Genomic DNA, 20,629 nt, shown 5'->3' on the forward strand with positions numbered 1-20,629 from the left:
AATCTATTAAAATTACTTCTTTGTATACCATACGAGGTTGGTATGCTCGTGTTTAAAAAAGGCGTAAAGCATGTCTCTTACCAATCATCCCAAGTGGCGTAAGAGCTATCGTAATATTGGGGGCGGTAAAATATAGGATGGGGTGGTTTGCATTTTTTATGAAGCGTAAAGAGGGTGGTATAAATAGATCTCTATAACAAGTCGGGAGATCTTATAGTTGTCTGGGCGCTCTATTTACAAGAGCTTATATATTGAGATGGCATGTACAGATCCCGTGCTGTGAGATATGTTTGGGATGTGAGAAATGTCTTTGGGTGAATGTGCAATACAGTGATACGTGTATGGGGTATTCTGTGTTATATGAGGGTAGCTCTGTCGAGCTTTTATAGAGGCAACCTCGTGTGGAAGGCTATGGAAAGAACGGTATGAAGCGGTTCGTGGGTGGCAAGGTTTTTAAAAAAGTCAGAAGGATAAAGATTAGAATGCGGTTCTGATATAGACTTGGAGCGTTTTAATATATTGGAATATGAGAATGCGGATTTGATTGATCTGTTGTATTGCGCTTTCAGCATTGCTCTTTTTAACAGGATAAGCAATGAAATGGATATCAGGCATTAAATACTTAAGTTCTCGCATTGAGCGCCACATATGGTAATCATGGGTGACGATATAAAGGGTTTTATAGTGGTGTTTTTTGATCCAAGCAGCACTTTCTTTGGCGTTCCCTCTGGTGTTAATCGCTTGATGCCCAATGTCAATACAACAGGAGACAAGCCGTGGGGTAATATGCCTGTTATGCATGAAACCTTTCAGATTGGTTGTGGTGTTTACGCCACTGATAAGGAGTCGTGAACCAAGCCCCTTTTGTAAGAGATGAAGTCCTGTCTCTATTCGGTTTTCTCCGCCTGTCAGTACAATGATGGCATCAGCTTTGGGGAGAGGCTTTGGGGGAGAAAGTCGTTCAGTTTTTTCAGAAAAAACAATAAAACCGCCCCAGAAAATGAAAACAATGATTGCAAGAGTAAGTGTTGTCGGTGGAAAATAGCGAAATAAAAAGCACACAGACCAACGATAGTGGGGTCGTTTTGGAAGAGGACGCTCTAAATTGTTTTGCCTCAACGAGTTGGAACGGTAGGAGTGGTAAGTCATAAAATTAAAATAAACCATTTTCACATTGATCGATTTTTTTCAGTTGCGCTAAAATAGTCATGCGGTTTGTAAGAGTGGTAAGAAAAGAAACGAAAATAATAAGAAAAATGATTTTTCCGTAAGGAACGGAACTTATGGAAATATGTCCAAACAAAGCTGTTACTTGGCTAGCTTCCACTCTTCCCAAGTTATAATTCGTCCAGAGACAAAAGGCTAAAAACAGAAATATGCTTGTGAGACCACCATATAAAGCACCACGCAGTGCAGTTTTAAAAAAATGCCAGTCAAATTGGCGGGCAATGAAAATAGTTTCAGTACCAAGGAAATATAAGACATTGATAATATGCGCATTTTCTGCCAATGCATTGCGGGTGGTAAAAATGATGGTAAGAATAAGAGAGCCTAGAACCAATGCTAAAATTGAAAAACCAATGAAAACAGTGGTGTGTGCCATGGTTGCAAAACGATGGACCCAAACACGGTGATCATCAAATTGACCTCCTGGAATTTGGGTTTTAATGGCGTGATTAATGGCTGCAAAATTGATTTTTTCATCCTCTTTCAGGGTCACAATGATAAGGCGGGGAAGGGGTAGTTCATTGACATTAAAGCCTGTTCCAAGCCATGGTTCCAGTAACTTTTCGGTAGCTTTTTGGTCAACAATTTTTGCATCTTGTACACCAGAAAATGTTTTAACCAATTGTACGGCATCACGGAGTGCTTTGTTGATATCAACATTGTCTATGGGGCGTATTTGTATTGTTGCTTCATAGCTAATCTGATTACTCCAATTTTGGGCGGCACGTTGGACTAAATCAACACCGATTAAGGTGAGGCTTGAAAGAAACGTCATAATAGCAATCACGGCAACCAATGCTTTTCCAGAAATATTGCCACTGGGAATAATCGCTGTTGTATTTTTTTTATTGCTTGTAAAAATGGGGAAAGACTTATTCATGAATCGTCATCCGTCCGTTATGGAGAAGCATACGTCGTGCTGCAACTTGTTCCATTAAGGCAATATCATGGGTAGCAATGATAACAGCTGTTCCAAAACGATTTAATTCAATAAACAAACGCAGTAGGCGTTTTGCTAAGGGCGGATCGACATTTCCAGTAGGTTCATCGGCAAGTAGAATTTCAGGTTGATCAATGAGCGCGCGTGCAATGGCTACCCTTTGTTTTTCTCCGCCGGAAAGAACTGGTGGTAAAACATGAATATGATCTCCAAGGCCTACCCAACAGAGAAGATCTTCCACTTCACTGCGATAGGTTGCTTCTTCTTGTCCTTTAATGCGTAAAGGTAAGGAGACATTTTCATAAGTGGTCATGTGGTCGAGTAAACGAAAATCTTGAAAAACAACACCGATACGTTGTCGCAGCGCAGGGAGCTCTTGGCGTTTGAGTAACGCTGTGTCTGTTCCAAATAAATCAATATGACCGCGGGTGGGTTTGAGTGCCAAAAACATAAGACGCATCAACGACGTTTTCCCTGCTCCAGAGGCGCCAGTGAGAAATTGAAATGATCCAGGAGGAATATGAAAGCTAATATCACGAAGGACCTCAGGTCCCATTCCATAGCGTAGACCGACATTTTCAAAATGAATCACTTTTTATTATTACTCCTGATTTTATATTGCATCATTTATTCTAAGAACTCTTACTTTCATTGCTTTAGATTTTTGTTGTAAGCTTGGTTATTTTAGATTTCATGGTTTTCAATATTTTTTATACACCCTCGTTATAGATAAATATTTTTGCTCAAAAATATTATCACTTATACTTTCTCTTTTTAGCTTTATTTATGATTTTAGCAGGAATTTCAAAGTGATTCTAGCATAAACATCAGAACTATTTTTCCTTCTTTCTCAGAGGCTTTTTTGCATTGAGGGGGTACTGGGCAATTTTAAAAAGCTATGTTGCTCTTTTTATCTCACTTTCTTATTCTTATCTGTATTCATATTCCAATCTTGACATCTTCCAACCTTGAAGTTTTTTCTTCAATTGTTTCTGATTTGTTATGAAGAAAGGCGTTTGTTGTTAGAGTTGTTGAGCTTCCCATGAATTGTTTTGTTTTTTATTCTCATCGGTGGTTTTCGTAACAATGCTAGGATAATTTTAGCAGAAAAACAAAAACCACCGTATGTTATATTTCTTCGTGGGTTCTTTAATTTTGTCGGTTAGCAATCAGATCTTCAACAACTTGTGGTTCGGCAAGAGTTGAGATATCTCCGAGAGTATCAAAATCGTTTTCGGCGATTTTTCGTAAAATACGTCTCATAATTTTTCCTGATCGCGTTTTGGGAAGCTGTGGGGCAAATTGAATTTTATCCAATATGGCAATGGAGCCTATTTCTTGTCTTACATGTTTAATAAGCTCTTTTTGCAACTCTTCATTTGGAGCTGTCCCTTCCATTAAGGTGATAAAACTATAAATTCCTTGTCCTTTAATGGGATGCGGGTAACCCACAATGGCTGCTTCTGATACAGCGGGATGAGAAACAAGGGCTGATTCAATTTCAGCAGTTCCTAACCTGTGCCCCGAGACATTGAGAATGTCATCAACCCGCCCTGTAATCCAGTAATAGCCGTCACTATCGCGCCTACAACCATCGCCTGTAAAATATCTTCCTTTATAAGAGGAAAAATAAGTTTGAATAAAGCGCTCATGATCTTTATAAAGCGTGCGCATTTGTCCTGGCCATGAATCACTGATACAAAGATTGCCTTCTGCTTCACCTTCTAAAATATTGCCTTGGGCATCAACAATTTGGGGTTGAACACCAAAAAAAGGACGTGTGGCTGATCCTGCTTTGAGGGGGGTTGCACCAGGCAAGGGTGTGATCATATGCCCTCCTGTTTCCGTTTGCCACCATGTATCGAGAATCGGACAACGGTCATTTCCAACAGTATGATAAAACCATTCCCATGCTTCTGGGTTAATCGGTTCTCCTACCGTGCCTAAAAGACGCAACGATGTCCTGTTTGAGTGTTCAACAAACGAATTTCCTGCTCCCATTAAGGCGCGGATAGCTGTTGGTGCGGTATAGAGTGTATTGACTTGATGCTTGTCGACAATTTGCCAAAATCTTCCTTTGTCAGGAAAGGTTGGTGTGCCTTCAAACATTAAAGTAGTCGCACCATTGCATAAAGGTCCATAAACCAAGTAAGAATGACCGGTAATCCAACCAATATCAGCTGTACACCAGTAAACTTCATCGGGGTGGTAATCAAAAACGTATTGATGTGTCATCGCGGCATAAACAAGATAGCCCGCTGTGGTATGCAAAACGCCTTTGGGGGTGCCGGTGGAGCCTGAAGTATAAAGAATAAAAAGTGGATCTTCAGCGTTCATTGGTTCTGGTGGGCAATCTGTTTTGGCATGAGTTATCTCTTCGTGGTACCAAAAATCACGCCCCTCTATCCATTGAATGGGTCCACAAGTCCGCCGTATAACCATGACTTGGTCTACATGCACGTTTTGGCGTGCTGCTATCTCAATAGCATGATCAACATTGTCTTTTAAGTTGATCCGTTTGCCGCCACGCAAGCCGTGATCAGCGGTAATGATGAAGGTTGATTCGCAGTCAACAAGGCGTCCTGCTATTGCCTCTGCAGAAAAGCCAGCAAAGATAACCGAATGAACAGCACCAATGCGGGCACACGCGAGCATAGCATAGGCTGCTTCGGGTATCATGGGAAGATAAATGGTTACTTTATCGCCTTTCTTAATGCCACGACTTTTCAAAAGATTGGCAAAACGACAAACATGTTCATAAAGCTCGTTATAGGTTATTTTTTTATCATGATAAGGATTATCCCCCTCCCAAATCAGCGCAATGTGATTTCCATGGGTTTTCAGGTGGCGATCAATGCAATTATAGGCAACATTTGTTATCCCATCTTCGTACCATTTTATGGAGACATCTCCGTTAAAAGAAGTGTTTTTTACTTTTGTAAAAGGTTTAAACCATTCAATGCATTGGCCATGTTTGGCCCAGAAGCTTTCTGGATCATTGATGCTTTCTCGATACCATTGTTGATAAGTTTTCTCATCGAGTAAAGTATTTTTTTTGATCTCTTCTGATACTGGATAGATTTTTTCAGTCATACTTCCCTCTTTTTATTTTTTAGAAAAATCAGCCATTGTATTTTTATATTTGTGGCAGAGTCGTCCCTAAAGCTTTTCATTGTGAGGTTAGACTAAATGACAAAGATTGGAATAGTCAATTTTTAAAATCTGATGTGATGATATTAAAGAGGGTATTCTATGCTTTTAGGATACTCAAATGTGGCAAAACCTATTGCGGTATAGAGCCTTTTATAAACACACTAAGACATTTTAAAAATGTCTATTATAAAATATTTTTTATAAGTTGATATAAACCAACATCGTTAAATAAAAGACTCATAAGAAAGAATGTACAGTTTATTAATAATGACTTTTTTAGAAAATCTTCCCAATTGTAATAAATAAACTTATAATAAACCAGAAAAAAACGTTGCTATAAGCGATTCAATAATTTTATGAGTAAAATCTGTGATTATAAATGATAATTTCTCATTAATAGTATCGTTGCTACTTTATTCAGCGTGCTTAGGACTCATCCAATAAATATTAATATAAACCAAAATATCTACGCAAAAAATTAGAAATAAAGAACATAATAAATGACGATAATGCCATTATAATAGACAATCTCCAACCTACGCCATTGAATATTTTAAAAGAAATGGCAATTATAGGAGTAATTATAATTAACATGCAAAACATTCTTACAACTTCATAATGAATATCCATTATAACAAAATCCTGATTATAAGATGTGATTCACAATAGATATCCATGAAAAATATTTTATCCATAGATGTAGATATTTAACTTTGGTATATTCTTTCAAATATACTTACAAAACTATTAATTTCAGATATATCTTTAAGCTATTCTCTATAAATTAGAACCAACACTCACGACCTTTTTCTATAAGTCCCCAAGTAGCGCCTCCTATGTATCCCAATGACAAAGCTCCCATTCCACCTGTAAATGCACTCACTGGTCCCCCAGTTATACCACCTTGAATTGCACCAATTACTCCTGCCGGAACTCCTACTTCCCTGCCACGTGCATTCATGTGAGACATAAAAGCACCAGGACTACATGCATTTCCATGAGTAGGTCTTGAATTGTGCGAATGACCAAAAGAAGGCTTTGTCACCATATGACCGAATGTGTTGAATGAACCAAACATATTAATTCTTCTTAATTAGCTATATTAAAATAGTATTATAATGATACATTTCAAATTGGTGTCATGCACTTTAGAGAACTGTAAAATATAAATTTTAAAAATGGCAATAAAATACTGTATAAATAATAACTATATTATGTATATATGAAATATTATTCTTTATAATATGACAATATTATTTGCAATATTTTAAAATGCAAGAAATAGCACCATATTTTTTCTTAATTAAAGTTTAAATTTAGAAAAATGTGCATCTGAAAAAAATTGGTGTTTTTCTCTTTGTTTATGAGAACGATAAAGAAATATCGTTATTGGGATCGATCTCATTGCCATTGTTTTGCCTGCATGTATTATGTGCATATGAACGGGATTCGTTCTTTTATTTTTCAGGCGAATATTGACCGTATGTTACGCTTTGTAGAGCATAGAAAGCCTCTATGCTATCGTTGACCTTATAGGATTGCTATTCATATGTTGTTTAGCGCGGCTCTTGATGCTCTATTGTGCATTTGAGATGTTTACTCTGCTCAAGTGACTTACATGAAAGAGTTTTGTTACTGTATTATGCAGCCATAAGCCTCTTTTTGCCTGCTTTACGCCATTGGCATGTGGGGAAATTGTTTACGCGTGTTGGAGAAGTTTAAGAGAATTCATGATTTTTAATGGAAATCATTGCGATAATCGTATTGAATATTCTTTTGCAATTATTTATTTCGCGATAGTTTTTCATTCATGCGCAACGCCTCTCTTATCATTTTGCCTTTATATTAAGGATTTATTTTTTTACGTTGCTTTTGCTGGAGAGGCGGTCAGAGGGGAGGTGAAGTAGAGCCAATGTGCGAGAATATGAGAGCCAAATTGCAATGCTATCTTGAAGCTATTGTATGTGTTGTGGATGTGCCGGTGAGAAATTTGAGAAGACCAGCTTTTTTGCTTATTTTGCTAACAGGATGAAAGAGGGACTGGAATCTTTTTTGCTAGAATTGCTCTTTTATTGATATTGAAGAAAATATTTTTTCTCATTTCTGCTGTTTTTGGCTTGTTCGTAGAATTTTCAATGGGAATTTATATGAGGGGAAATTGCTTTACACAGGGCGTTTTCCAAATAAAGCAGAGCCAATGCGAAGGACGTTAGAGCCAAACTGTAGAGCGGTTTTGAAGTCACTGGACATACCCATGGAAAGCTTTGGAAGATCTGCTTGTTTTGCTAATTTTGCTAAGAGCGCGAAATAGGGTCCGGGGTTTTCATCGACAGGGGGGATACCCATAAGACCGATGATATCAAGTCCATAGTTGTTTTTGCATTGGTTGACAAAAGGGATTACTTCTTGCGGTGCAACACCACTTTTTTGCGGTTCTAAGCCAATGTTAACTTGAACATAGCAAGGAAGATGCCTTTTTTGTTTTTGCATTTCTTCGGATAAAATTTTGGCTATTTTTTCACGATCAACCGTTTGAATGACATCAAAAATTTTGATAGCTTCGGCGGCTTTATTTGATTGTAGGGGACCGATGAGATGAAGTTTAATATTTTCAAATTGTTGACGTAAAGCAGGCCATTTTTGTGCTGCTTCTTGTACGCGGTTTTCTGCAAACAAAGATTGGCCTGCTTGTAAAAGGGGACGTATATCAGTGGCAGAAACAGTTTTTGAAACAGCGATAAGTTCAATTTCTTCTACAGGGCGTTGTAACTCTTGGCATGTTTCAGCAATGTCTTTTTGAAGGTTTTGCCATGCTTCAATGGAAGAGGCATCGAGGGGTGTTTGTGTATTCATATTTTTGTGCTTTACCTTTTTTGTTCAAGAGTTGGTCGTTTTTTTAAAAGTTTTATAAAATACTTAGGAAAAAATTTCACGAAAATGTTGACGATGAGGTTAATCCATGATCAAGCATAATAAAACAAGTTTTTGGTTCTGTTTTATTAAAAGAGTATAATGGGAATGACGATTGGACATTATAATATAGGCGAACGCTATAATCCACGTGCGAGAGAAAAAAAATGGCAAGAAATTTGGGATGAAAAGAAAATTTTTCAGACTGTTCAAGAAGATGCTCGTGAAAAATATTATGTTTTAGAAATGTTTCCTTATCCGTCAGGCCGCATTCACATGGGGCATGTGCGCAATTATGCCATGGGGGATGTGGTGGCACGCTATAAAAGGGCAAAGGGTTTTAATGTGCTTCATCCTATGGGCTGGGATGCTTTTGGTATGCCGGCTGAAAATGCTGCTCTGCAAAGTAAAGTGCATCCTAAAACTTGGACCTATCAGAATATTGCTGTGATGCGCGGGCAATTAAAGCAATTAGGGCTCTCACTAGATTGGACACGTGAATTTGCGACTTGTGATGTGGAATATTACCATCGTCAACAAATGTTGTTCCTTGATTTCTATCAAAAGGGTTTGGTTGCGCGTAAAGTGGCTAAGGTGAATTGGGATCCTGTTGACCACACCGTTTTGGCAAATGAGCAGGTTGTTGATGGGCGGGGATGGCGTTCTGGTGCGTTGGTGGAACAGCGTGAATTGACGCAGTGGTTTTTCAAAATTAGCGACTTTAGTGAAGAGCTCTTGGCTGGGCTTGAAGAGCTGGAGCAGTGGCCTGAAAAAGTTCGCACTATGCAAAAAAATTGGATTGGAAAATCGCAAGGTTTACTGATTCGTTGGGCTTTAAAGTCGAGTGCGGATGCTGATGATGCAAGTGGTGTTGATGATGTTTGTGAGACATTTAATGAGGTTGTTTGTTATTCAACACGTCCTGATACACTTTTTGGCGCCTCTTTTTTAGCTCTGTCTGTTGATCATCCCATTGCACAAGCTTTGGCAAAGAAAGATAAAGCGTTGAGTGCTTTTATCGAAAACTGTTGGTGTGGTGGAACGACAACGGCAGCACTTGAAACAGCTGAAAAACAAGGATTTCTTACGCCTCTTTTGGCAGTTCATCCTTTTGATTCAACAGTACATATTCCTGTTTATATCGCGAATTTTGTGCTCATGGATTATGGAACAGGGGTTGTTTTTGGTTGTCCGGCTCATGATCAGAGAGATTTCGATTTTGCGCGTAAATATGATCTTCCAATAAAACCGGTGGTTTTACCAAAAGGAGAGCAAGCAGAAGATTTTGTCATTGCTGACACACCTTATACGGGTGATGGTGTGATGATTAACTCCAGCTTTTTGGATGGTTTGACACCTCAACAAGCTTTTGAAGAAGCAGCCAAAAGGCTTGAGAAACAAATGCTCAATGGGCAACCGCAAGGGAAAAAAACAGTGCAATTTCGTTTGCGTGATTGGGGGATTTCGCGGCAACGTTATTGGGGGTGCCCCATTCCGATGATCCATTGTACATCTTGCGGAGTGATTCCTGTGCCGCGTACTGATTTACCGGTTGTGTTGCCTGATGATGTTACTTTTGATCAGCCTGGAAATCCTCTTGCACGGCATGAAACATGGCAGAATGTTACTTGTCCTTCCTGTGGTCAACCTGCCAAACGTGAAACCGATACCATGGATACATTTGTTGACTCTTCTTGGTATTATGCACGCTTTACGGCTCCTTTTGCGCAGGAACCTGTCGACAAACAAGCAATCTCTGAATGGTTGCCTGTGCAACAATATATTGGTGGAATTGAGCATGCCATTCTTCATCTTCTCTATGCACGCTTTTTTATGCGTGCCATGAAATTGATTGGTCATGTGACTGTTGATGAGCCTTTTAAGGGGCTTTTTACCCAGGGTATGGTGGTTCATGAAACCTATCGGGATGATCAAGGGTGGGTTTCTCCAGTAGAAATTTCCATTGTTGAAAAGGATGGAAAACGACAGGCTTATAAATTGACTGATCAAAGTGAAGTGATGATTGGTTCGATTGAAAAAATGTCGAAATCCAAAAAGAATGTCGTTGATCCTGATGATATTATCGCATCCTATGGCGCTGATACTGTGCGTTGGTTTGTGTTGTCAGATTCTCCCCCTGATCGGGATGTCATCTGGACAGAATCTGGTGTTGAAGGAGCTCATCGCTTTGTACAGCGTGTTTGGCGTTGTGTGGCTTTGAGCGCTTCTGTTTTAAAGGATGTGGCGCCTTGTGCAGGGCATCAGGGGGCAGCTTTGGAACTCTCAAAGGTTGCACATCGTACGCTTTGCGCTGTAGAAGATGATTTGGAAAAATTTGCTTTTAATCGGGCTATTGCACGCCTTTATGAATTCTTGAATATTATGGCACCGTTGTTCAACAAGATAGCAAGTGTTGACGATGAAATGAAAGCTTCTTTACGTCAAGCCATGGATTTTTTTCTTGCCATGATTGCACCGATGATGCCTCATTTAGCAGAAGAATGTCATGCTGCTTTAGGGGGAAAAACTTTAATGTCTGCGCTTGCTTGGCCTGTTTATGACAGCGCGTTAACCGTTGCGGAATGCTATACTTTGCCAGTACAAATTAATGGTAAAAAACGCGGTGAGGTGAGCGTTGCAGCAACAGCAAATGAAACGATGATTAAAGAAGCGGTTTTGGCTTTAGATTTTGTAAAGGCACAGCTGGTTGAAAAGCCTGTGAAAAAAATCATTATTGTTCCACAAAGGATTGTGAATGTCGTTTTTTAAAAGTTTTATTCTTGTCGTTTTAGCTGGCGTATTCACACTGTTGTGTGGATGCAAAGTTGAACCGCTTTATCGTCAAGAGTTGCAGAGTGCAATGACAATGAATTCTGCTTCTTATGGGGATTCTGCTTCTTATGGGAAGCCTGTTTCTGGGCAAGCTTCTTTGGGGCTTGCGCAAAAGCTTGCTTCTATTGTTGTGGAAGAGCCTTCGGATCGTTTTGGTCAAATGGTGCGCAATCATCTGCTGTTTCTTTTGTATGGAAATGGTGGTAAACCTTCTCTACCTGCTTATCGATTGGCATTGCAGATATCTGTATCTACAAGAGAATCTATGCAGATAGAGGTTGATTTCGAGAAAAAACGAAAAGGACGACCTTCTGTTGGAACTGTTATGAGCAGAGCTTCTTATACTTTGCAGGATATGAAAAATACTCTTGTTGCAAAAGGAACAGCAATGATGAATGCATCTTTTGACCGACTTCGTCAAGAATATGCAACGATGCAAGCAGAAGAAGATGCAAAAAAACGGGTTGCTGAAGAGTTGGCTGAACAGATTTTTTTGTTACTTTCAAAAGATCTTTCCAATAAAAATTCTAGATATTAAGCAATATTTTGTCCTGTTTTTTTCCAGTCGTTGAGAAATATTTGCAACCCTTTATCAGTGAGAGGGTGTTTGACCAGTGCTTTTAAGATTGCTGGTGGAACTGTTGCAACGTCAGCACCACTGAGTGCTGCTTCTTTGACATGATTAACGGTGCGGATTGAAGCGGCCAAGATTTGTGTTTCAAAGTTATAGTTATCATAAATTGTGCGAATTTCATGAAGCAGTTCACTTCCATCATTTCCGCAATCATCTAGTCTACCAATAAAAGGCGAAACAAATGTTGCGCCTGCTTTGGCTGCAAGTAAGGCTTGATTGGCAGAAAAGCAAAGTGTAAGATTGGTTTTTAGTCCTTCTTTTGTGAGGGCTTTACAGGCTTTTAATCCATCGAGTGTTAAAGGAAGTTTGATACAAATATTGTCGGCAATCTTTGCTAAAACAGCCGCTTCTTTCATGATGCTTTCAAATTCCGTTGCTGCAACTTCAGCAGAAACAGGTCCGCTAATGAGAGCACAAATTTCTTTTGTGACATCAAGAATATTGCGTCCTGATTTTAGGATAAGAGAGGGATTGGTGGTGACACCATCTACAAGGCTTAAATTCTGTAACTCTTGGATTTCTTCGATATTGGCGCTATCCACAAAAAACTTCATATCTAACCTCTTCTTTTTAGCTTTTATCCTATTTTTTGTTATGCGCTATTGTTGACTGCAAAAGCAAGAGAAAGAATTACTCTTTGTGTAAAGAACAAGAATGCTATGATGTTAACCATGTACCCGTTTTCGGTAAAGAAATATTACTTATTGTTTCCGTACCCATTTTATATCGTTGCTTGTAATAAGGCATAGGGTTTATTGTGTACCAACATTTTTGCGTATTGGAATCTTTGCGTAGCGATATTTTTATATTTATGAAAATAAGCTAGCATTATCACACACTTTGCTCATTTCCTATTTGCGATTGCTCTTGATATTTGAGAGTGCATCATAAGATACCTCCTTTTTTCAGGGGGGTACGTTTAACCTCATTTTTGATAGAAGTGAATGGATTTATTTTATCGTAAAACACCATTGAAGAAGGCATGTAAATTTTACACATGAAGTGTTTTTTTATGGTCAATACATTGATTTATTCTGTGTTACCCATTCTTCAACAATACGCTTTTGTGCTATTTGTATTGTTGCTTGATTCTCAATCAAGCTGAAAGATGTACGCACGTGTTTCCACGTTTTGGCACAAAGCCAAGGTGAATATTGTAACGGTTCCATTTGCGATATTATTCTCCCTGTAATTAAAACCATGGGAGACTCTCTCATTAATAAGGATTTACAAATGTTCCTCGATGGGGTTGAAATGAGAAAAATTCATCGTATTGAGGGTTTTATTACAATAGGTAAAATGATGATTATATCTTTATAAATCAGTTTGTTGAAGATAAATTGAGATATGAGGCGGTAAAAAAATAAACGTGTGTGTTGGGAAAAAGTTACACTATGGGATCGCTTTGTTGAAGAGCGCACTTACAATATCATGTTGAATGCTTATAGTGATGAGCTTTATTTGCACAGAAGAATGGCGCTGGTTTTTTTGCTATAGAGTTTTTTATTATAGACGATGAGATTTGTTCTTTTATTGGCACTTTGGTGATGAAATGAATATTAAAAAGAATTTTTGTGAGAAAAGTGTTGTGATAGGGGGGAGAGATTGAATCCTGCAATGAATTTTATAAGAGTGTTTAAAGATAAGGTGTAGACCTGTTGGTGCTCAAGAGGTCGTAGATTGGTTTAAAAGATGCATTCAAACGTGATAGAGGAAGAGATTGTATCTGTATTGGTTCCTCTTCCTGTTGCTCACGCTTATAGTTATAAAGTTCCCTCTTCTATGGAGGTGAATGTTGGTTCCTTTGTTCGGGTTCCGGTGATGGGGCGTGAGCTTTGCGGTTTTGTTGTGGATGTTGGAGAGAAGGCAGCCGATGGGCAAAGGTCTGGTTCGGTGGCGCGTGAAAAATTACGCTCTCTGCTTCATGTTTTTGATTGTCCCCCATTAAAGGCAGAAATGATCACATTTTTGCGTTTTGTTAGTCGCTATACAATGGCGCCTTTTGGTCTTGTGGCGCGATTGGTTTTGTCTGTACCGGCTGCTTTAGAGCCGGAAGCGCAGATGCTGGGTTTGCGATATTGTGGTGGAAATGTAGAACGTCTCACACCAGCGCGATCACGGGTTTTGGAATTGGTGCGTAATGAGAAGATATGGACACGTTCTGGTCTTGCGCATGCGGCTGGAACTTCGGTTTCTGTTGTTGAAGGTTTAAAAGCGCTAGGGGTTTTTGAAGATATTATAGTTCCTGCTCCTGATCTTGTGGCAATGCCTGATCCTGACTTTTGTCCTCCTCAGTTGCAGGGAGCGCAAAATGAAGCAGCAACAATGTTGCGGGAAGGTGTTTTATCTTCTCAGTTTCAAGTTTTTTTGCTTGATGGTGTTACGGGATCAGGAAAGACGGAGGTTTATTTTGAAGCGGTCGCTCAAGCCTTCAAAGGGGGCAAGCAGGTTTTAATTTTATTGCCGGAAATTGCTTTAACACAGCAGTTTTTAGATCGTTTTTATGCACGCTTTGGAGCTGCGGCAGCAGAATGGCATTCTGATTTGACGCCACGTCGTAGAGAACGTGTTTGGCGGCAAGTTGCAGAAGGGCGGGTGCGTGTCGTTGCGGGGGCTCGTTCAGCGCTTTTTCTTCCCTTTCATGAGCTTGGCTTGATTGTTGTTGATGAAGAACATGATAGCGCTTATAAACAAGAAGAGCGCATTTTTTACCATGCGCGTGATATGGCTGTTGCACGGGGCTCTTTTGAGCATTTTCCTGTTATTTTATCTTCAGCTACACCGTCGATTGAAAGCCAAGCCAATGTTTTAAAAGGGCGTTATCAAAAGGTGCATTTACCTTCCCGTTTTAAAGAAGTAGCACTTCCACAGTTGCGGGTGGTTGATATGCGCCAAGGAGGGGTGCAAAAGGGGCGCTTTATTTCCTTTGCTCTTGAAAGGGCTTTAAAGCAAACGCTTGATAAGGGCGAACAAGCTCTTCTTTTTCTTAATCGTCGTGGTTATGCACCTTTAACTTTATGCCGAATTTGCGGACATCGTTTTCATTGTACTGATTGTTCAAGTTGGTTGGTCGAACATCGTGCGCAAGGGCAATTGAAATGTCATCATTGTGGATATCATGAACCACTTCCTCAAGCCTGTCCTGAATGTGGGACATTAGATCATCTCGTGGCTTGTGGACCGGGTGTGGAAAGAATTGCAGAAGAAACACAAATGCTTTTTCCTCAAGCGCGATCATTGATTCTTTCAACAGATCTCAAAGGAGGGATTGGGCAATTGCGAAGCGAATTACAAGCTATTGCAAATGGCGATGTGGACATTATTATTGGAACACAGTTGGTCGCTAAAGGACATCATTTTCCCAAGCTCTCTCTGGTTGGCGTTATTGATGCTGATCTTGGTCTTGCCAATGGCGATTTACGCGCAAGTGAACGTACCTACCAGCTGCTTTCCCAAGTTACCGGAAGAGCAGGGCGTGAGGGATTGGAAAGTTTAGGATTATTGCAAACTTATCAACCAGATCATCCGGTTATCAAAGCCTTACTTTCATGCCAGCCAGAAGATTTTTACACACGTGAGATTGCAGCGCGTCAGCATTATCATTTGCCTCCCTATGGGCGACTTGCCTCTTTGATTGTATCTGCACAACAGCGCCAAGCAGCAGAACATTATGCGCGCGCATTGCGTCAAGCAGCGCCACGGGAGAAAAATATCTCGGTTATGGGACCAGCAGAAGCGCCTTTGGCTCTAGTTCGGGGGCGTTATCGTTTTCGGCTTTTGCTGCAAGGACAGCGCTCTTTTGATATACAAGGGTTTATACGCGCAATGCTTAGCGGTACACCCAAAATGCCCAGTTCCGTTCGGGTTCAAATTGATATTGATCCGCAAAGTTTTTTCTAAAACCAGTCTCGCATAAAGTGAAGGTCTCTTTAGCTTAGGGTGCTTTACTTTAATATTATCTATTCAGAATAAGCGTCCAAGCAGCAGAATATGATGCATGTGCATTGCATTAAGTAGAGACACGGGAAAAAATATCTTTGTTATGGGACCAGCAGAAGTGCCTCTCTTATTCGAGGGCGCTATCATTTCGGCTTTTACTCCTTTTTTGTTTTAGGGACAGTACCCTTTTGATAGGCGGATTCTTTTTATAATGGCTGATTATAGGGGCTGAAAATGCTTAGCTGTACACCCCAAAATATCCAATTCTATTCGGGTTCAAATTGATATTGATTTATGCTTTTTCTAAAATCAGTGCAATATAGTGCCATATAAAGTGAAGCTATGTGGGCTTAATGAAGGTCGTGTTTTTGATGTTGTTTTACCTTAAAACCTTATGAAGCAGCGTTCATAAGATGTATTAGTGCTGTACGAGTCGTACCTGCTTTTGTATGCTAGATTAGGGCGAGAGTATTGCATATATCTATTTTATTTATCTTTGACGAGCACACAGACTCATTTGGGAGCGTAAAGGTTAAAATGAGCATTTATCGTTGTCGTCCTTATTTATGGCTCTAGAATTTTCAAAAGCGCCCATAATTATAATTTTATAAATAATAACATATTGATTTATAGTGATAATATGCCGTTATTCACTTTAGAATCTCAACTATTGTAGGATTCTCTTATTTCAAATCTGTTTATATTGATCAATCAAAACCATTCGTTTGCATGTTACAGATGGGGGAGACTGTGTCGAGTGAAACTATATAAGAAAGGACTAAAATACCTCATCATCTCAAGTGTTAAGGGCTGTCGTAAAATTGGGAGATGGCAAAGTATGTGATGGTGCCGGCTTGTTCTTTCATAAGTGTAAAGATGAGGCTGCTCAATGGAGCTACCATTATAGCATTTATGGGCGCTGTCGTGAAATGGAGATTATCCATTGCTTCATGCTTTTGTTACTTTCGTTCTCTAATGGGGGCACATTTTTCATGTAAAGCAGAACGCCCAAAACGGAATATTACAGAACATCTATTGTATTACTGTATTCATATGCTTTTTAAACAAATGTTTCTCAGCATGCTCGAATTCATTTTACGATGTTTCTCGAATGTAGAATGTAAAAGCTTTCATGAATGAAAAAACCGCGTTAAGGCTCCCCACCTTTATTTCATAAAGGTATAAAATGGCGCCATTTATTATTTAGCTTTTAGGATTACGAAAGCTCTTGGTACTTGAGAGCGTTTATACGAGGTGTTTTTTCTTTAATCATTTCCTTTTTTGTTTGTGATGGAGCAAGGGAGTGATTTTGATAGAAAGATTTGAAATAAGAGAATCTTTCGATGTTTGGGGCTCATCTGGTATGAAAAATGATACATTATCATTATAAATCAATGCATTGTATGCTTAAAGAGTGTGTTTACAAGAAAATATACTTGGTGAAATTTTTTAAAAGGAGTGGGTATTTGAAGAAATAAGATCAATTTTTTCTTTAATTTTTAGGAGGATATTCATTATTTTTTCTTTCTTAGCAGTTTGCAATAATAGACTTTTTCAGTCGCATTCGCATTTCGTTAAAGGTCTTGAGGTGATAAAGGAAGTGTTTTTTAGAGAAGAAGTGTTTTGTTATGGTGGCAAGAGCATTTGAAGCAAAATCAAAGAGAGTGAAAAAATCGCTCAGAGAATGTCAAAAAGAGGCATAAAAAAACTGTGATGCCATCCTGTATATCTAAAAAAAATTCTTTTCAAAAATATTTTGAATATTTTATTAAAATTTTTAAAAAGCAGCGATTTGTGGTGTTGCGAGTCGGCTATGTCTATGCTAGAAACCAAGAAGTTTTTGTTCTAGGTTTTAAGAAGAAGATTCTTAAGATTGAGAATGTCTGTTTCATTTCATCTGATAACTATCAGAGAGTCGCTCAAGGGAAAGAGGCGGTATTTCGTGTCGGATTCATTTTCTCTCATACCGCTGCCGTTGGTAGATCAACGCTATGCGCAAGCGCTTTTTGATTGCGTTCAAGAAGCTGGAAACGTTGAAAAGGTTGAAAAGGCAGTGGAAGATCTTTTGCTTGTTTTGGAGCAAAATAAAGATTTAAAACGCTTTGTGCTTAGTCCATTCTTTTCAGTTAAAGAGCAAATTAAGGTGATGCAATCTGTTTGTGCAAACATCAAATTTGCTGATAAAAACGCAGGTCAGGTTATTGGTAATTTTTTACGCGTTATTGCAACAAACCGTAGGCTTAGTGCCGTATTTGGTATTTTACATGCTTTCCAGCGTTGTGTTGCGCGCGCTCGTAGGCAGGTTACTGCGCAAATTGTTTCTGCGCGCCCCTTAAGTTCTCAACAAAGACAAGAGTTGTGTGAGGCTTTGGAAGGTGTCGTTGGAGGAAAAGTTTTGCTACACAGCATTGTGAATCCAACAATTCTTGGTGGATTAATCGTTCGTGTGGGGTCGTCTCAAATTGATACGTCTCTTCTCACAAAATTGTCTTCGCTTAAGCTTGCATTGAAAAAAGAGGTCAGCTGATGGATATTAGACCATCTGAAATTTCAAAAATTCTAAAAGAGCAAATCAAAAACTTTGACCAAAAGGCTGAGGTTTCAGAAATTGGTTGGGTTCTCTCTGTAGGGGATGGTATTGCTCGTGTTTATGGTTTGGATAATGTCCAAGCAGGGGAAATGGTTGCTTTTCCAAACGGTGTGCGCGGTATGGCTCTCAATTTGGAAGTTGATAATGTTGGTGTGGTCATTTTTGGCTCAGATCGCGATATTCGTGAAGGTGATTGCGTTAAGCGGTTAGGCGCTATCGTCGATGTTCCTGTGGGGCCCGCTTTGCTGGGGCGTGTGGTTGATGCGTTGGGAAACCCTATAGATGGGAAGGGTCCCATTAAAGCAACGGAGCGTCGTCGTGTTGATGTTAAGGCGCCAGGGATTATTCCGCGTCAGTCAGTGCATGAACCGATGTCGACCGGATTGAAAGCGATTGACGCACTTATTCCTATTGGACGGGGGCAGCGTGAATTGGTGATTGGTGATCGCCAAACAGGAAAAACAGCAATTTTGCTCGATACATTTTTAAATCAAAAACCTTTTCATGAAAAAGGGGCTGGACGAGAGCAAGACAAAGTTTATTGTATTTATGTGGCTATCGGTCAAAAACGTTCAACGGTGGCACAATTCGTTAAAGTTTTAGAAGAACGTGGAGCGTTGGAATATTCTATTATTGTTGCAGCGACCGCTTCTGATCCAGCACCACTGCAATTTATTGCACCTCTTGCTGGATGTGCTATGGGTGAGTATTTCCGTGATAATGGGCAACATGCTTTGATCGGTTATGATGACTTGTCAAAACAGGCGGTGGCGTATCGTCAAATGTCTCTTTTATTGCGTCGTCCTCCAGGTCGTGAGGCTTATCCGGGAGATGTTTTCTATCTTCATTCGCGTCTTTTAGAGCGGGCTGCGAAGTTGAATGCGGAAAATGGATCTGGGTCATTGACAGCTTTGCCGGTTATTGAAACGCAAGCAAATGATGTTTCTGCCTATATTCCTACAAATGTGATTTCGATTACTGATGGGCAAATTTTTCTAGAGACTAATTTATTTTATCAAGGAATTCGTCCTGCTGTAAATGTTGGTCTTTCTGTGTCGCGTGTTGGCTCTGCCGCACAAATTAAGGCGATGAAGCAAGTTGCTGGCTCGATTAAAGGTGAATTGGCGCAATATCGTGAAATGGCAGCTTTTGCGCAGTTTGGCTCTGATTTGGATGCGTCAACCCAGCGTCTGTTAAATCGGGGTGCGCGCTTGACAGAGTTGTTGAAGCAGCCACAATTTTCTCCACTCAAAACAGAAGAACAAGTGGTGGTTATTTTCGCGGGTGTGAATGGCTATCTTGATGCTTTGGCGGTTTCTGATGTTGCGCGGTTTGAGCAGGGACTTTTGGTGCTTTTGCGTAGTGATTATCAAGATCTCTTAAAGGCAATTGCTGAGCAAAAGCAAATAACAGACGAGCTGAAAGACAAGTTGATAACTGTTCTTAATACTTATGCAAAAAATTTCTCGTGATGAATTGATGGAATGCTTGAATGGCCTCACTAAAAGATCTTAGAGACCGTATCGCTTCGGTTAAAGCAACACAAAAGATCACCAAAGCTATGCAGATGGTTGCAGCGGCGAGGTTGCATCGTGCTCAAGAGGCAGCGCAGTCTGCACGTCCTTATGCGAAGAAGATGGCTGATATTTTGACCAGTGTTGCTGCTGATGTAGATGGTGTTGATGCGCCTGCTCTTATGCGTGGTACGGGGCGAGATGATGTGCATCTCTTGGTGGTGTGTACTGCTGAGCGCGGTTTGTGTGGTGCTTTTAATGTGCAAATCGCTCGTCGTGCACGTGAACAGATTAAGGCATTGTTGGCATCTGGTAAAATAGTGAAAATTATCACTGTGGGTAAAAAAGGTGCGGATATTTTATCGCGTGATTACAAAGGCTTGATAATTGATCATATCGATTTGCATGCTGTAAAGCGCATTGGTTTTGCAGAGGCGGTGATGATTAGTCAACGGATTGTTGATTTATTCAATGAAGGCGCTTTCGATGTTTGTACGCTGTTTTATTCTGAATTTATTTCTGTGATTAATCAGCGTCCAACAGCTTTTGGCTTGATTCCGATGATTGCTCCAAAAGCAGCTGTTGAGGCAATAGATGTTGAGGAGCAAACAGATCATAGCAAAGGTTCACAATCAATTGTCTATGAGTATGAACCTGATGCGGCTTCTCTTTTAGAGGCGCTTGTGCCACGCAATCTTTCGGTGCAAATCTTTCGGGCTTTGCTAGAAAATATTGCTGGTGAGATGGGTGCCAAGATGACAGCTATGGACAATGCATCGCGCAATGCAGGTGAAATGATTAATAAATTGACGGTAGCTTATAATCGTCAACGTCAGGCACAGATTACGACAGAATTGATCGAAATTATTGCGGGCGCTGAAGCGCTTTAA

14 protein-coding genes are annotated in these 20,629 nt (G+C 39.8%); 6 read left to right on the forward strand and 8 right to left on the reverse strand.

All coding sequences use genetic code 11. The features are described from left to right. Positions 1-477: 477 nt before the first annotated feature. The 6 genes from ACFIJQ_RS06705 to ACFIJQ_RS06730 all read right to left on the reverse strand — a co-directional run bounded on the left by ACFIJQ_RS06705 (position 478) and on the right by ACFIJQ_RS06730 (position 8,173). Positions 478-1,167, reverse strand: a complete 690-nt coding sequence (locus tag ACFIJQ_RS06705; protein WP_375629312.1) for a YdcF family protein — start codon at positions 1,165-1,167, stop codon at positions 478-480. Beyond that, the gene (locus ACFIJQ_RS06710) at positions 1,154-2,107 is read right to left on the reverse strand and encodes an ABC transporter permease (RefSeq protein WP_273787645.1); all 954 of its coding nucleotides are present in this window, start codon (positions 2,105-2,107) and stop codon (positions 1,154-1,156) included. The genes ACFIJQ_RS06705 and ACFIJQ_RS06710 overlap by 14 nt, the downstream gene beginning before the upstream one ends. Next, positions 2,100-2,759, reverse strand: a complete 660-nt coding sequence (ftsE, locus tag ACFIJQ_RS06715) for a cell division ATP-binding protein FtsE (protein ID WP_273723097.1) — start codon at positions 2,757-2,759, stop codon at positions 2,100-2,102. Before ftsE ends, ACFIJQ_RS06710 begins: the two co-directional genes overlap by 8 nt. Before the next feature lie 557 nt (positions 2,760-3,316). After that, a complete protein-coding gene (gene acs, locus ACFIJQ_RS06720) occupies positions 3,317-5,260 on the reverse strand; it encodes an acetate--CoA ligase (protein WP_273787646.1) in 1,944 nt (647 codons plus the stop codon). A gap of 844 nt (positions 5,261-6,104) precedes the next feature. After that, positions 6,105-6,398 carry a hypothetical protein gene (locus ACFIJQ_RS06725; protein ID WP_375629315.1) on the reverse strand — a complete coding sequence of 98 codons (294 nt, stop codon included), beginning with the start codon at positions 6,396-6,398 and terminating at the stop codon, positions 6,105-6,107. Between the two features lie 1,085 nt (positions 6,399-7,483). Beyond that, a complete protein-coding gene (locus tag ACFIJQ_RS06730) occupies positions 7,484-8,173 on the reverse strand; it encodes a YggS family pyridoxal phosphate-dependent enzyme (RefSeq protein WP_375629318.1) in 690 nt (229 codons plus the stop codon). A gap of 165 nt (positions 8,174-8,338) precedes the next feature. On the opposite strand from ACFIJQ_RS06730, the gene leuS reads away from it, so the two are divergent. Then, positions 8,339-10,999 (forward strand): leucine--tRNA ligase, encoded by a 2,661-nt coding sequence (gene leuS / locus ACFIJQ_RS06735; protein ID WP_375629321.1) that lies wholly within the window; start codon positions 8,339-8,341, stop codon positions 10,997-10,999. Further along, positions 10,986-11,600: an LPS assembly lipoprotein LptE gene (gene lptE / locus ACFIJQ_RS06740; protein WP_375629324.1), complete on the forward strand. Its 615-nt coding sequence runs from the start codon at positions 10,986-10,988 to the stop codon at positions 11,598-11,600. The genes leuS and lptE overlap by 14 nt, the downstream gene beginning before the upstream one ends. Here the strand turns inward: lptE and fsa are convergent. Together fsa and ACFIJQ_RS06750 are read right to left on the reverse strand one after the other, a co-directional pair. Continuing rightward, positions 11,597-12,250 carry a fructose-6-phosphate aldolase gene (gene fsa / locus ACFIJQ_RS06745; protein WP_273787650.1) on the reverse strand — a complete coding sequence of 218 codons (654 nt, stop codon included), beginning with the start codon at positions 12,248-12,250 and terminating at the stop codon, positions 11,597-11,599. The genes lptE and fsa overlap by 4 nt on opposite strands. A 462-nt stretch (positions 12,251-12,712) precedes the next feature. After that, positions 12,713-12,898, reverse strand: coding sequence for a hypothetical protein (locus tag ACFIJQ_RS06750; RefSeq protein WP_375629328.1), 186 nt, complete (start codon positions 12,896-12,898; stop codon positions 12,713-12,715). 490 nt (positions 12,899-13,388) lie between these two features. On the opposite strand from ACFIJQ_RS06750, the gene ACFIJQ_RS06755 reads away from it, so the two are divergent. The 4 genes from ACFIJQ_RS06755 to ACFIJQ_RS06770 all read left to right on the forward strand — a co-directional run bounded on the left by ACFIJQ_RS06755 (position 13,389) and on the right by ACFIJQ_RS06770 (position 20,629). Beyond that, on the forward strand, positions 13,389-15,596 hold the full coding sequence (locus tag ACFIJQ_RS06755) for a primosomal protein N' (protein ID WP_273787652.1): 2,208 nt from the start codon (positions 13,389-13,391) through the stop codon (positions 15,594-15,596). A gap of 1,981 nt (positions 15,597-17,577) precedes the next feature. Beyond that, a complete protein-coding gene (gene atpH / locus ACFIJQ_RS06760; RefSeq protein WP_273787653.1) occupies positions 17,578-18,162 on the forward strand; it encodes an ATP synthase F1 subunit delta in 585 nt (194 codons plus the stop codon). Further along, positions 18,162-19,697: a F0F1 ATP synthase subunit alpha gene (gene atpA, locus ACFIJQ_RS06765; protein ID WP_026500438.1), complete on the forward strand. Its 1,536-nt coding sequence runs from the start codon at positions 18,162-18,164 to the stop codon at positions 19,695-19,697. Before atpH ends, atpA begins: the two co-directional genes overlap by 1 nt. Before the next feature lie 20 nt (positions 19,698-19,717). After that, positions 19,718-20,629 (forward strand): F0F1 ATP synthase subunit gamma, encoded by a 912-nt coding sequence (locus tag ACFIJQ_RS06770; RefSeq protein ID WP_375629331.1) that lies wholly within the window; start codon positions 19,718-19,720, stop codon positions 20,627-20,629.

It is taken from the genome of Bartonella sp. TT67HLJMS (assembly GCF_042193375.1).
GTDB lineage: Bacteria > Pseudomonadota > Alphaproteobacteria > Rhizobiales > Rhizobiaceae > Bartonella > Bartonella grahamii.